Origin of the sequence: Nocardia sp. NPDC004860 (assembly GCF_040609015.1) — a bacterium.
In the GTDB taxonomy this organism is placed as follows: domain Bacteria; phylum Actinomycetota; class Actinomycetes; order Mycobacteriales; family Mycobacteriaceae; genus Nocardia.
Genome location: NZ_JBEXJI010000019.1, coordinates 112,575 through 125,976 on the forward strand (window position 1 = coordinate 112,575; position 13,402 = coordinate 125,976).

General features: G+C 71.1%; 12 protein-coding genes. 8 read left to right on the forward strand and 4 right to left on the reverse strand.

Annotated elements, in window-relative coordinates; all coding sequences use genetic code 11:
• Nucleotides 1-410: 410 nt before the first annotated feature.
• Nucleotides 411-836: a DUF3040 domain-containing protein gene (locus ABZV44_RS29380; protein ID WP_354843039.1), complete on the reverse strand. Its 426-nt coding sequence runs from the start codon at nucleotides 834-836 to the stop codon at nucleotides 411-413.
• Nucleotides 837-961: 125 nt separating this feature from the next.
• Nucleotides 962-1,402: an SAV_6107 family HEPN domain-containing protein gene (locus ABZV44_RS29385; RefSeq protein WP_354843042.1), complete on the reverse strand. Its 441-nt coding sequence runs from the start codon at nucleotides 1,400-1,402 to the stop codon at nucleotides 962-964.
• Nucleotides 1,403-1,611: 209 nt separating this feature from the next.
• On the opposite strand from ABZV44_RS29385, the gene ABZV44_RS29390 reads away from it, so the two are divergent.
• From ABZV44_RS29390 to ABZV44_RS29410, 5 genes are all read left to right on the forward strand, one after another.
• On the forward strand, nucleotides 1,612-2,223 hold the full coding sequence (locus ABZV44_RS29390; protein WP_354843045.1) for an N-acetyltransferase: 612 nt from the start codon (nucleotides 1,612-1,614) through the stop codon (nucleotides 2,221-2,223).
• Entirely contained in the window at nucleotides 2,220-3,836 is a 1,617-nt protein-coding gene (locus ABZV44_RS29395; protein WP_354843048.1) for an NAD(P)/FAD-dependent oxidoreductase, read from the forward strand. The genes ABZV44_RS29390 and ABZV44_RS29395 overlap by 4 nt, the downstream gene beginning before the upstream one ends.
• A 258-nt stretch (nucleotides 3,837-4,094) precedes the next feature.
• Complete coding sequence (locus ABZV44_RS29400; RefSeq protein WP_354843051.1) at nucleotides 4,095-4,907, forward strand: carotenoid biosynthesis protein; 813 nt, start codon at nucleotides 4,095-4,097, stop codon at nucleotides 4,905-4,907.
• Nucleotides 4,908-5,015: 108 nt separating this feature from the next.
• A complete protein-coding gene (locus tag ABZV44_RS29405) occupies nucleotides 5,016-5,699 on the forward strand; it encodes a DUF3153 domain-containing protein (protein ID WP_354843235.1) in 684 nt (227 codons plus the stop codon).
• Nucleotides 5,696-6,862 carry a glycosyltransferase family 2 protein gene (locus tag ABZV44_RS29410; RefSeq protein ID WP_354843054.1) on the forward strand — a complete coding sequence of 389 codons (1,167 nt, stop codon included), beginning with the start codon at nucleotides 5,696-5,698 and terminating at the stop codon, nucleotides 6,860-6,862. The genes ABZV44_RS29405 and ABZV44_RS29410 overlap by 4 nt, the downstream gene beginning before the upstream one ends.
• Nucleotides 6,863-6,871: 9 nt before the next feature.
• Here the strand turns inward: ABZV44_RS29410 and ABZV44_RS29415 are convergent, their stop codons facing one another.
• Nucleotides 6,872-7,657 (reverse strand): hypothetical protein, encoded by a 786-nt coding sequence (locus ABZV44_RS29415; protein ID WP_354843057.1) that lies wholly within the window; start codon nucleotides 7,655-7,657, stop codon nucleotides 6,872-6,874.
• Nucleotides 7,658-7,750: 93 nt separating this feature from the next.
• Nucleotides 7,751-8,749: a methylenetetrahydrofolate reductase gene (locus tag ABZV44_RS29420; RefSeq protein WP_354843060.1), complete on the reverse strand. Its 999-nt coding sequence runs from the start codon at nucleotides 8,747-8,749 to the stop codon at nucleotides 7,751-7,753.
• A 139-nt stretch (nucleotides 8,750-8,888) separates the two neighbouring features.
• Between ABZV44_RS29420 and ABZV44_RS29425 the strand changes: the two genes are divergently transcribed.
• The 3 genes from ABZV44_RS29425 to ABZV44_RS29435 all read left to right on the forward strand — a co-directional run bounded on the left by ABZV44_RS29425 (nucleotide 8,889) and on the right by ABZV44_RS29435 (nucleotide 13,401).
• Nucleotides 8,889-10,034 carry a polyprenyl synthetase family protein gene (locus tag ABZV44_RS29425; protein ID WP_354843063.1) on the forward strand — a complete coding sequence of 382 codons (1,146 nt, stop codon included), beginning with the start codon at nucleotides 8,889-8,891 and terminating at the stop codon, nucleotides 10,032-10,034.
• 25 nt (nucleotides 10,035-10,059) lie between these two features.
• On the forward strand, nucleotides 10,060-11,673 hold the full coding sequence (crtI, locus tag ABZV44_RS29430; protein WP_354843066.1) for a phytoene desaturase family protein: 1,614 nt from the start codon (nucleotides 10,060-10,062) through the stop codon (nucleotides 11,671-11,673).
• Nucleotides 11,674-11,736: 63 nt separating this feature from the next.
• Nucleotides 11,737-13,401: an alpha-(1->6)-mannopyranosyltransferase A gene (locus ABZV44_RS29435; protein WP_354843069.1), complete on the forward strand. Its 1,665-nt coding sequence runs from the start codon at nucleotides 11,737-11,739 to the stop codon at nucleotides 13,399-13,401.
• The last annotated feature ends 1 nt before the right edge of the window (nucleotide 13,402 follow it).

A 13,402-nucleotide genomic window follows, 5' to 3' on the forward strand; every position in this document is an offset into this window, starting at 1 on the left:
GTGCGGGCTCCACATTACCCCACTTTCCCCCACTTTCAATCGAAAGCGTCGGTGATCTCGGTCCCCGCTTGGCGAACTTCGCAGGTCACACCAGCTATCACCGAGGTGGGGAAGATTTCGCGCAGTTCCCCCGACACGCGCGACGCGCGCGGGCGAGCATCCGACAACCGCCAGCAAACCCGCAGATAGCGTGCATTTCCGGCATTCGTGGGGCGCGGTGGGGAAGCTCCGTGGGGAGGTGTGGGGAATCCTGGACCACTCCCGACACGCCGAATCGGCACCAACGAGAAACGCCGTGGCGCCACACCTCAACTCGGTATGGCGCCACGGCGTGTCGCTGGATCTTCAGTTAGCCGATCATGGTCCGCTGCCGCGCGGCGCCGAAAGCCTTCGGCGGCACGGCAGCCCGGTCAACTGTCCTGTTCGAACCTCTTGCGGAACCGGTCCTCCATCCGCGCGGAGAACCCGCCCTGCTTCCGGGGCTTCCCGCGGCCGGCGCCGGGAGCGCCACCCGCGCTGGGATGCGCATCGGCGCCGCGACTGCTCGCCGTGCCCATCCGAGGGCCACCGATCAGCAACAGCACACCCGCGCTGAACATGACGATGAATCCGACCAGACTGATGATCGGGAAGCCGCCCGGCTTGAACGGTGCGGCAATACCGGCCACCAATAGGAACAGACCGAGGACGAACAGGGCGGCCGCCTGAAGTCTGCGTCGACCAGTGGCAGAACGTAACCGTCCACCCCGAACAGTCGAGGCGAACTTCGGATCCTCAGCATAGAGCGCGCTCTCGATCTGTTCGAGCATGCGCTGCTCGTGCTCGGAGAGTGGCACGGTACCTCCCCCGGCACTAGGTGGTGGCTGTCGTCTCCGGGTAGACGACGGATAGCCGACCTTGGCGGCTGTCTGTCACCAATAATACGAGTTCGATCAGACGGCGACCACCTACTCGCCGATACTCACGCCAGCATTCCGGTTACCCACCCTGAACTGGGGCGCAGGCGGGCAGCGGCGGCCAGCAGGTCCGCCACGTCGTGCAGGAATGCGTTTACCCGCGAAGCGAACTCGTCCGCGCGGCGATCGTCGATGGGCCGCGGCAACCCGGCCTCCAGGGCCGCTCTGGTCTCGGATTGACCGGTGAAATAGTCGGCCCACATCACGAATTCCGGTGCCGCGCGCTGCATCAGGACCCAGGCGTTGCGAGAACGCGCGCGGGGCGCGCGGTCTGCCCCCGTGAGGGCCAGCACGGCGCCCGCACCGCGGAGGGCGGCGAGGTAGGCCGTACGGAAGCGCTCCGCCGGGTCGGTTTCCCCCTGGGCTGCCAGCAATAGACCGTCCGCCTTGCGCAGTAGATCGCCGGCGCGGCCGGGATGGCCCGGTCGTTCAGTTTTCCCGCTCATTTCGGGTACCTCCCCACTCGTACACCTGATTCGCCTTCCATGAGGACATCCGGTCCCGATCAGGCATTTCGCCCGCCGGAAAGATCGAACAGATATTCGAAGGTTTCTCGTGCGTTTGAATATAGAGAGACCCACCGACAAGTTGACGCCCCTACGTGGCGCTACTGTCGACCCCATCCGTCCGCGCCAACGAGAGTTGCGTCCAGCCGATGACCGCAGTCACCCCCAAACCGACGCCCGCGCCCGTGGTGGTCGACCTGTCGGCCGCTACCCTGCGGCACCGGCTGCACGACGCCCTCTCGGTCTACGTGGCGGCGATGGACTACCCGCGCGGCACCGAACACCAGCGCGCGCCCATGTGGACCGAGCACACCACCCGGCCCGGCTGGCAGGCGGTGGCGGCGGTGCTGCCCGACGACGACGGACGGCTCGACCTGCGCACCGCGCCCATCGTGGCCATCGCCTACGGGTATCACGGCGCGCCGCACCAGTGGTGGCACCAGCAGGTGTACAGCGGCATGCGGCGCACCGGATGGCCCGAACACGCCGCGCGAGAACTGCTTTCGGACTACTTCGAACTCACCGAACTGCACGTGCACCCGGCGGCGCAGGGCCGCGGGCTCGGCGAGATCCTGCTCACCCGGCTGCTGCAGAACCGGCCCGAGCCGACCGTGCTGCTGTCCACGCCCGAGGTGGATCGCGAATCCAACCGGGCCTGGCGGTTGTACCGGCGGCAGGGGTTCGGAGATGTGGTGCGGCACTTCATCTTCTCCGGCGACACCCGGCGGTTCGCGGTGCTCGGCCGGCGGCTGCCCCTGTGAGCCGCGGCAACCTCGGCGCCCGCCGCGTCGTCATCGTCGGTTCCGGGCACAATGCGCTGGTCGCGGCCTGCTATCTGGCGCGGGCCGGGCATCGGGTCGAGGTGCTCGAGCGCGACACCGTGCTGGGCGGGGCGGTGTCCACGGTGGAGCGGTTCCCGGGTCACCTGGTCGATCGGGGCTCGTCGGCGCACATCATGATCCGGCACACCGGGATCATCGAGGAACTGGAGCTGGCCCGGTTCGGGCTGCGGTACATCGATTGCGACCCATGGGCTTTCGCGCCCGCACCGCCCGGGAGCGGGCTGTCGCCGATCGTGTTCCATCGCGAGGTGGACCGGACCTGCGCGTCCATCGCGGCGGCGTGCGGGGAACGGGATGCCGAGGCATACCGGCGGTTCGTGACCGTGTGGGGGCCGCGCAGTGCCCGGGTGATGCGGGCGTTCTCGGCCACGCCGACGGGCGGGAACCTGCTGAAGGCGTTCTGGGGCATGGACCCGCGCGAGGCCGCCGGGGCGACCGGCCGCACCAGTGCCGGGGCCCTCTCGCGGGAGATGATGCAGACCGGAGACGCGCTGCTGGACAGCCTCTTCGACAGCGAGCGGCTCAAGGCCGCGCTGGCCTGGTTCGGCGCGCAGTCCGGGCCGCCCATGTCCGAACCCGGGTCCGCGCCCATGGTGGGATTCGCGGCGCTCATGCACGCGCTGCCGCCGGGCCGCGCGGTCGGCGGCAGTGGGGCGCTGACGACGGCATTGGTGGCGCGGCTGGAGTCCGACGGCGGCATCGTGAGCGCCGGGGACCCGGTCACCGCCATCGCCCGGACCGGCGACACCTGGGAGGTGCGCACCGCGGACGGGCGAAACGTGCAGGCGGACACCGTGATCGCGGGCACCCACATCCTCACCACGCTGAACCTGTTGGAGCAGGGCGGATTCGACGCCGGGGTGCTCGCCGGCTGGCGGCGGCGCATTCGGGTGGGGCCGGGCATCGGCATGGTGGTGCGGGCCGCGCTCAGCGACCTGCCCCGGTATCCGGGCGCGGAGACCGCCGAGTCCGCCCACGGCCTGCAACTTCTCGTCACCGATCGCCGCGAGCTGCGCCGCGCGCACGGCGCCGCGCTGGCCGGGGATCTGCCGCCGCGACCGGTCGTGCTGGCCATGAGTTTCAGCGCCCTGGATCCGAGCATCGCGCCCGTGGGCGAGCATCAGGTCACACTGTGGTCGCAGTGGCATCCCTACGACCTGGCCGACGGCACCGCCTGGTCCGCGCACGCCGACCGCGAGGCCGACCGCATCATCGCCGAAGTCGACGCGCACGCACCGGGATTCGCCGGGACGGTGACGCAGCGCTTCGTCCAGACGCCCGCCGACCTGGAACGCGAGATGGGCCTGCTGGGCGGCAATGTCATGCACGTCGAGATGTCCATCGACCAGATGTTCATGTGGCGGCCGCTGCCCGAGCTCTCGGGGCAGCGGGTTCCGGGGGCGCCGGGGCTGTACCTCACAGGCGCGTCCACGCATCCCGGCGGCGGCGTCTCCGGTGCGAGCGGCCGTAGCGCGGCCCGCCTGGTCGAACACGACCTGCGCCCGCGCCGCCTCCTCGCGCCGCGTCGATGACGGACCCCGGACCATCCTGCTCCGCCGCGAATCCGGTTGCGGCTGAGCCGGAGCCGACAGCACTCGGCGGCGATACCGCATGGCGGACCGGCGCGCGGCCCGCCTCCTGCACGGCGGTGACGTGGCCCGCACCGCACCCTCGACGGCCGGTTCGCGGATGCCGTCCCGTTTCGACCATCCGGCCGCCTTGCGGCCGCGGGTGGTCCGATGCGGCGACCCGCCTGGAGATCGGCTGATCGGGACATGGCGGGCAGCCGGATGCATATGTCGACCGCGGCGGCCGAGCAGGCCCCGAGGATCATTGCGATCCCGGCGGTGTTGCTGGTGCTGGTGCAGATTACGTATCCGCTGGCGCACGGGGTGGTGCGGGATCGGGTGACCGTGGTGGTCGTGTTGCTCTCGCTGGGGACGGCCCTCGTGCATGCCGGGGTGACGCGCGGGGTGCGGTGGGCTGCGGGTTTGCTGGCGATCGTGTCCGGGATCGGGTTCGGTGCGGAGGTGCTGGGGATCGCGACCGGGTTCCCGTTCGGTAGCTACGACTATGCCAGCGGGCGGCTGGGGCCCGAGCTGCTCGGGGTGCCGCTGACCGTGCCGCTGGCCTGGACCGGTGGGCTGTATCCGGTGTGGGTGGTGGCCGGGATGCTGGTTCATGGTGCGGCCGGACGGATTTCGCTCACGGCGCTCGGGGCCGTCGGGTGGGATCTGTTCCTGGATCCGCAGCTGGTCGCGGATGGGCAGTGGACGTGGCGCTCGACGGTCGCCGGACTGCCGGGGCTGGGCCAGATTCCGGTCACCAACTATGCCGGCTGGTTCGCGGTCGCGGTGGTGATGGCGGGATTGCTGGAGTGGTGGGATCGGACCGCCCCGGATACGGGTGCGGCGCGGGTGGTACCGGTGGCGGTGTTCCTGTGGACCTGGCTGGGCTCGACGCTGGCGCACGCGGTGTTCCTGGGGCTGCCGATCTCGGCCGGCTACGGGTTCTGCGGGCTCGGTCTGCTGGGGATTCCGCTGGTTCGGACGCTGAGCGCCCGTCGAATCACCCTGTCGCCCGGGTCGCATGGCACGATGTGACCCGTGCAGCCGAGTCCCAACATGTCGACAGCAGAGGAAACGCCCGAATCCATGACACCGTCGGATCCCAGCGCATCGGGAGCGCGGCGACCGCGCCGGTGGGTGCGGATGCTGGCCGTGGTCCTGTTCGCGGGGCTCGCCGTCATGCTGACCGGATGCCTGCGGGTGCAGGTGTCGATGGGTGTGTCCTCCAATGACCGGGTGTCGGGCCGCATCGTCGCGGCGGCCGTGCCCCAGAACGACAAGGACAAGGGGCCGCAGCTGAAGGCGCCCGACGGGTTGCAGGGCAAGGTGCGGGTCGATTCCTACGCACAGGACGGATACGTCGGCAGCCAGGTGTATTTCGACGACCTCACCTTCGGTGAGGTGCAGCAGCTGGGCGGCATGTCCGACCAGACCTCCGGCATGTTCAACCTGGTCTTCAGCCGCACCGGCGACCTGGTCACCCTGAGCGGCCGGGTGGACCTGAAGAGCCTGCCGGCCCAGGGTTCCGACGTGCAGCTGACCGTGGCCTTCCCGGCCCGCGTCGCCACCACCAACGGCACCCGCGAGGGCGACTCCGTGGTGTCCTGGAAGCTCCCCGCCGGCGATGTCAGCACGCTGCGCGCGGAAGTCGGCTACGCGGACCCGAATACGCGCTCCTTCGCCGGCTGGGCGGGCATCGTCGGCGGCATCACCCTCGCGGTGGCGGCCGTGGTCGCGGTCCTCGCCTTCATGACCCGTAACCCCGACCCGCCGGCCTACGTCCGCGCGGCCCGCTGGCTACGCCCCGATCGCACCAAGACTCGATGACCCTCGCCGCCAGGGCGGTGGCGGCCGGTAGCGCCGTCGCCGCCCTCGGCGCCGCCACCGCCCTGGCGAACCGCCTCGGCACCCGCCGCCTCCGGCCCGCCGGCCGACGCGTCACCGAACCGGTCACGGTCTGCGTCCCCGCCCGCAACGAGGCCGCCCGCCTCCCCGCCCTCATCGCCGATCTGCGCGCCCAGCAGGGCATTCCGCGGCTCCGGATCCTGATCCTCGACGACGGCTCCACCGACGGCACTACCGCCGCCGCCCGTACCGCCATCGGCGACGACGATCGATTCCTGCTCTCCCGCAACGACATCGACCCCGCACCCGGCTGGACCGGCAAGACCGCCGCCTGCGCCCGCCTGGCCGATCTCGCCCTCGAGCCACTTGCACCCGGATCCCCCGCCGGCGCGCTGATCTTCCTCGACGCCGACATCCGGCTCGCGCCGGCCGCGCTGGCGGCAGCCGTGCGCGAATTGCGTTCGGCCCGGGCCGACCTGGTGTGCCCGTGGCCCCGGCAGCGCGCCGAATCGCCCGTGGAGCGCCTGGTCCAGCCACTACTGTGCTGGTCCTGGGCCTCGACCTTGCCCATCGCCCTGGCCAACCGCACCCTGCGCCCCTCGATGGCCGTAGCCTGCGGCCAGTTTCTGGTCTTCGACGTGGCGGCCTACGCCGCCCTCGGTGGTCACGCGGCCGTGGCCGGCAGCATGACCGAAGACCTGGCGATCGCGCGCCGCCTCCGCCGCACCGGACGCCACACCGCTCTGGTCGCGGCCGGTCCCCTCGCCGAAACCCGGATGTACCGCAACACCACCGAACTCACCGAGGGATACACCCGCTGGCTGTGGTCCGCCTACGGCGGCCCGGCCGGCAGCCTCGCGGTCGGTTCGATTGCGGCACTGGCGTTCTGGGCCCCGCCACTGGCGGCAGTAGGTGGGCGGCGACGACTGCGCCGGATGGGACTGCTGGGTTACGGCGCGGCGGTCGCCGCCCGGCTGCTGGCCCGCTCGACCGAGAGCGGGGGCACCCCGGGCGGCGCGGATCTCGTTGCCGCGCTGGCACACCCGCTGTCGGTCGCGGCCTACCTGACGCTGTCGCTTCGCTCCCATCGCGCGTACCGGGCCGGTGGGCTGCGCTGGAAGGACCGCCCGCTCGGCACCCGCTGACCGTGCCGGTCAGGAGACGGGGGTCATGCCGATGGTCGGGAGGAAGAAGCAGGTGGAGGTGCCGTTGCGGACGGTGCCGAAGACGGCGGCCAGGACGGTGCCGGAGCCGGTGGTGACGGGGACCGCGCGGACGCCGCCGACTGGGAGGGCGGCGGTGAAGTAGTCGTGGACGGCCTGTTCGACCGTCGGGCGGAGTTCGGCGGGGACCTGGGGCGGGATCATGGCATTGAGGACCTGGCTCAGCGGGCCCATGGGGACGAGGCCGCCGCGGCCGGTGGACAGGTTGAACCAGGCGACCTGCATGCCGGAGGTGTCGGCGCCGTCGGGGTTGATGCCGTAGGGGACGAAGGCGAACATGGTCTGGCCCGCCTTGACGGCCGAAAGATCAAGGCCGGGAATGGAAACCGCGTACTTGGGCCACGGGCCGGGGATGGCGCCCGCCACGCCGGGGGCGATGCCGAGGGTGGTGCCGCCGAGGCAGAAGGGAGCGGCGGTCGGGTAGAGGAAGGGCTGGATGCCCAGGGCCTTCAAACCGTTGACGGCTTGATCGTAGGCCGAGAGCCAGTCGGCTGGGCCGGCGGTATTGGATCTGGCCGATGGATCGGGCCCGGCGGTCTTGCCCGCGGCGGTGATGGCTGCCAGGGCGGCGGCCGCCTCCTGGGTCACGGCCGCCGCGGGCGAATCGGCGGGGGCCGCGGCGGCCGGGCCGGCCAGGGTTGCCGGACCGGCGGCAGTCAGGACGGCGCAGGCGCCGACAGCGCCTGCGACACGGACGAGACTGTGGAACACGGACATGGATAGCTCCCCTCGAGGTCACGAATCGAGGGCGACGCTACTCCGCTGACCAGCACGTACCCGGGATTTGATCCGGCATGCCGGGTGGTTGGATCAGGCGTTCGCCGGAGTCGCCGATATGGTGTAGCCAAGGTTTGCCAAAACTTCGCTAGTGGCCTTGGCGAAATTCAGGGTGATGAAATGCAGGCAGGGCGCGCCCTCGGTGATGAGGCGCTGGGCCATCTCCGTGGCGATCTCGATGCCGACCTCGCGGACCGCCGCGCGATCCTCCTCCGGCCCGTCGCCCGCGGCCTTCCGCAGCCGCTCCATCACCGCGGCCGGCAGCGGACGGCCCGACAGCTCCTCCGCGCGCTGCACGGTGCGCAGCGAGGTGACCGGCATGAGCTCGGGAATGATCGGCTTGGCGCCCTCGACCGGATCGCAGGCGATGGCCCGATCCCGCAGGCGTAGATAGTGCTCCACGTCGAAGAACATCTGGGTGATCGAATACTCCGCGCCCGCACGGAGTTTCGACACCAGGAAGTGGGTGTCCTGGTCGAGGTCGGTGGAGCGCGGGTGGCCCTGCGGGAACGAGGCCACACCCACGTGGAAGTCGCCCAGGTCGCGGACGATGCGCACGAGCTCGTCGGCGTACTCGACGCCCTCGGGGTGCTTGATCCACTCCCCCAGCACGTCGCCGGGCGGGTCGCCGCGCAGCACCAGCAGATTCCGGATGCCGGCGTCGGCGTACGCGCCGACGATCGACCGCAGCTCGGCGACCGAGTGATCCACCGCGGTCAGGTGCGCGACCGTGAGCAGCGTGGTCTCACGCGCCAGCTGGCCGGTGACCCGGATGGTGCGGTCGCGGGTGGAGCCGCCCGCACCGTAGGTCATGGACACGAAGGCCGGGTGCAGCCGTTCGAACTCGCGTGCGGCCCGCCACAGGCGCGCCTCACCGGCGGCGTCGCGCGGCGGATTGAACTCGACCGAGAACGGGATCGACCCGTCCGGGCGCGGGCCCAGCTGCTGAACTATGGAGCGAGTTCCGGACACCCGAGGCGTGCGGGAAACTCGGCCTGGGGTCGAATATCCCCGTACATTGTCGAAACTCACGCGGACATTTTACGGGCCCGCACCGGGTGCTGGACCGCGACCTGCGCTTATCCCAGCAGGTGAGACCGATTCGAACCCGACCGATTCCCGTCGGCGACCCGGTGGTCGGTAGAGTCGGACGCAACCCCGCTGGCTGCGCATGCGCCGCGCCGCGGCTCTCACCAAGGAGGCTCCCCTGTCCGCCGGACCCGGTACCCCGACCCGCCACCCGGTCGGCGCGGGATCACTCGTCGCCGCCGTGGAGGACCGTCTCGCCGCCTTCTTCCGCACCCGGGAACCGATCGTCGCGCCGCTCGGACCGGTGTTCGTGGACGCGGCGGCGGCCCTGGAGGACTTCGTCATCCGTGGCGGCAAGCGGACCCGGCCCTCCTTCGCGTGGACCGGCTGGCTGGGCGCGGGCCGCAGCGCCGACGACCCCGACGCCGACGCTGTGCTCACCGCGTGCTCCGCGCTGGAACTGGTGCAGGCGTGCGCGCTCATCCACGACGACATCATCGACTCCTCGCGCACCCGGCGCGGCTTCCCGACCGTGCACGTGGATTACGAACAGCGGCACCGGGATCAGCGCTGGGCGGGTGACAGCGACCACCACGGCGTGAGCGTCGCCATCCTCATCGGCGATCTGGCCCTGGCCTGGGCCGACGACATGACCCGCGACGCCGGCCTGCCCGCCGACGCGGCCGCGCGTTTCGCCCCGGTGTGGGCCGCCATGCGCACCGAGGTGCTGGGCGGGCAGCTGCTCGACATCCACGGCGAGTCCGCCGGCGACGAGACCGTGGAGGCCGCGCTGCGGATCAACCGGTACAAGACCGCGGCGTACACCATCGAGCGCCCGCTGCACATGGGCGCGGCGCTGGCCGGGGCCTCCCCCGAACTGGTCGCTGCCTACCGCGAATTCGGCACCGATATCGGCATCGCCTTCCAGCTGCGCGACGACCTGCTCGGCGTCTTCGGCGATCCGGCCGTCACCGGCAAACCCTCCGGCGACGACCTGCGCGAGGGCAAGCGCACCGTCCTCATCGCCGAGGCCCTGCAGCGCGCCGACGCCACCGTCCCGGCCGCCGCGGACCTCATCCGCTCCAGCCTCGGCACCGACGTCACCCCCGAGCAGGTCGCCGAATTGCGTACGGTCCTCACCGAACTCGGCGCGGTCGACGCCGTGGAGCAGCGGATCGGCTCGCTCACCGACCAGGCGCTCACCGCCCTGGACGCCAGCACCGCCACCCCGGACGCCAAACGGCAGCTGCGCGCCATGGCCCTCGCCGCGACCGCGCGCTCCTACTGACCGGCCGGACGCGAGGGTGCGGGGCATGAGAACTGTTGGGGGACCGGCCGATCGGGTCGTGGTGATCGGTGCCGGACTGTCCGGGCTGGCCGCCGCACTGCACCTGGCGGCGGCCGGACGGCAGGTGACCATCCTGGAACGTGATGATCGCCCGGGCGGGCGGGTCGGCGCGTATCGCGGACCGGACTACGAGATCGACTCCGGGGCAACGATTCTCACCCTGCCCGAGCTCATCGACGAGACGCTCGCGGTGGTCGGGCAGACGCGCGAGTCGGTCGGCCTGCGGCTCCTCGATCTGGCCCCGGCGTATCGGGCCCGGTTCGCGGACGGCTCCGAGATCGGCGTCTACTCCGACGAGGAGCAGATGGCGGCCGAGGTCGCGCAGGTGCGCGGGGCGGGCACGGCGCGTCGCTACCGGCGGCTGCGCGGCTGGCTGAAAGACGTGTACGAGGCCGAGTTCCGGCAGTTCATGGACACCAACTTCGATTCCCCGCTGGACATGGTGCGGATTCCGGAGAAGCGGGTGGCGCTGGCGAAACTGGTGCGGCTCGGCGCGTTCGGGCGGCTCGGGCCCAAGGTCCGGCGCCTCGTGCGGGACCCGGAGGTGGCCCGGCTGTTCAGCTTCCAGGCCCTGTTCGCGGGCATGGCGCCGAACCGGGCGCTCGGGGTGTACGGGGCGATCCCCTACATGGACACCTGCCTGGGCGTCACCTACCCCGAGGGCGGGATGCGGGCCATCGCCGAGGCGCTCGGCCGCGCGTTCATCGCCGCGGGCGGGACGCTCGAACTGAACGCCGAGGTGATCGGCATCGACTACGCGGGCCGGCGGGCCACCGCCGTGCGCACCGCAGACGGACGCGTCGTCGACTGCGACGCCGTCGTGGTGACCGCCGACCTCGGATCGCTGCCGCGCTTCGGGCTGCGGCGCCGGATCGGACTGCGGGCCTCGCCGTCGGCGGTGGTGGCACACGGCACGATTCCCGCCGCCGTCGCCCAGAGTTGGCCCGTGCAGGCACATCACACCATCGACTTCGGCCAGGAGTGGGACCGGACCTTCCGCGAGATCGCCGCCCGGCGCGGCCGCGGGCGGCTGATGAGCGATCCCTCGCTGCTGCTCACCCGGCCCGCGCTCACCGATCCGGCCCTCTACATCGAGCGGGCCGAACAGCACATCGACCGGGACGGGCACCTGCGCGACACCGTGCGGTATGAACCGCTCTCGCTGCTGGCCCCGTGCCCGAATCTCGACGCCGCGCCCCTGGCCTGGGAACAGCTCGGCCTCCACTACCTGCGCGAACTGCTCGCCACCCTGGAAGAGCGCGGCTACCAAGGCATTTCGCGATACTTCCGGATCGACCACCTCGACACCCCGCGCACCTGGCGGGACAAGGGCATGATCGCCGGCACCCCGTTCTCGGCCGCGCACCTGTTCCGGCAGACCGGACCGTTCCGCACCCGGAACCTGGTGCGGGGCCGCGCGAATGTGGTTCTCGCAGGCTCGGGCACCGTGCCCGGTGTCGGCGTGCCGACCGTGCTGTTGTCCGGGAAACTGGCGGCGGCGCGCCTGACGGGTGATCTACGACATGCCGGGGTCGGATCCGCCGACTCCGGGGCTGTGGCCCCCGCGCCCACACACTAGACTGACCGCGTCCTGAACCAACGCGGCTGCCGCCGCCTACCTTTCCGGGGGGAACGACCGCCTATGCCGACCCCCTCCATGGACGCCGCCATCCCGGAGGCCGCGGGCGCCACGCGCCTCGCACCGGCCGAACCGGCCATCCCGAGCTCCCCCGCCATCGACGGCACCGCCACGCAGCGCTGGCTGCGCCACGCCTCCGACTTCACCCGCAGCCCCGAGGGACACGCGGCGACGCTCGGATTCTTCGGCGCCCTGCTGATCACCTTCGGCGGGTTCGGCGCGGGCAGTGTGCGCCGCAGCGACCCGCTGCTGGAGGTCATGCACCTGTCGTGGCTGCGGTTCGGGCACGGGCTGGTGCTGTCGTCGGTGTTCGTGTGGCTCGGCGTCATCGCCATGATCACCGCGTGGGTCCGGCTGGGGCGCATCGTGATCGGCAAGCAGCCGGGCGCCACCGTGTCGCTCAACGAGCTGCGCGCGATCGTCGGCATCTGGATCTTCCCGCTGCTGTTCTCGGTCCCCCTGTTCAGCCGCGACGCCTACTCGTATCTGGCCCAGGGCGCGATGCTCCGCGACCACATCAACCCGTACGTGTTCGGTCCGTCGGAGTTGAAGGCGAATGCCGCTGCGGTACTGGACAATGTGAGCCCCGTCTGGCTCAACACGACCGCGCCGTACGGTCCGGTCTTCCTGCTGATCGGGCGGGCCATCACCACCATCACCGGTGACAATGTGGTGGCGGGCACCATCGCGCTGCGGCTGGTGATGCTGCCGGGCCTGGTGCTGATGGTGTGGGCGATCCCGCATCTGACCAAGCACCTGGGCGGCAAGCCGACCATCGCGCTGTGGCTGGCGGTGCTGAATCCGCTGGTGCTGATCCACCTGATCGGCGGCGTGCACAACGAGATGCTGATGGTGGGCCTGATGGCCGCGGGCATCGCGCTGGTGCTCGAGCATCATCACGTGGCGGGCATCGTGGTGGTCGCGATCGGGGTGGCGGTGAAGGCGACCGCCGGTGTGGCACTGCCGTTCCTGGTGTGGATCTGGATGATTCACGAACGCGAGCGACGCGCGGCGCAGGACGAGGGCGATCTGCCGCATCCGATCCGGACCTTCGCCAAGATCACCGCGCTGGGCGTGGCCATCTTCGCGGCCGTGTTCGCGCTGGCCACCTGGGCCACCGGGCTGCGGGATCACCAGATCGGCTGGCTCACCGCGCTGTCCGGGTCCAAGAAGATCATCAACTGGCTGTCGCTGCCGACCATCATGGCGCACGTGGTCAGCTGGGTGACCCCGCTGCCGTTGGAGTCGGTGCTGCCGTGGACCCGCACCCTGTGCGCGGTGGTGATGGTGGCCGGCCTGGTGTGGGCCTGGTGGCGGTTCAGGAACAGTGAGCGGGAGGCCGTGCTCGGCATCCTCGTCGCGTTCGTGGCCATCGTGATCCTCTCGCCCGCGGCACTGCCCTGGTACTACTCGTGGCCGCTGGCGCTGGCCGCCGGATTCGCGCTGTCCACCCGGACCCTGCAGGTGCTGGTGGGGTTGTGCACCTGGCTCATGCTGGTGTTCCAGCCGGACGGTTCGCCCGTGACCAATTCCGTGCACGGCACGCTGGCCATCCTCGCGGCCGTGGTGGCGGCGCTGTCGCTGCGCACGATGGATCCGCTGAAGCTGCGGGCCGCCCGCCCGCAGACCGATCAGCTCGGCGTCGCGCCCGCGCCCGGCCCAGCGTGAA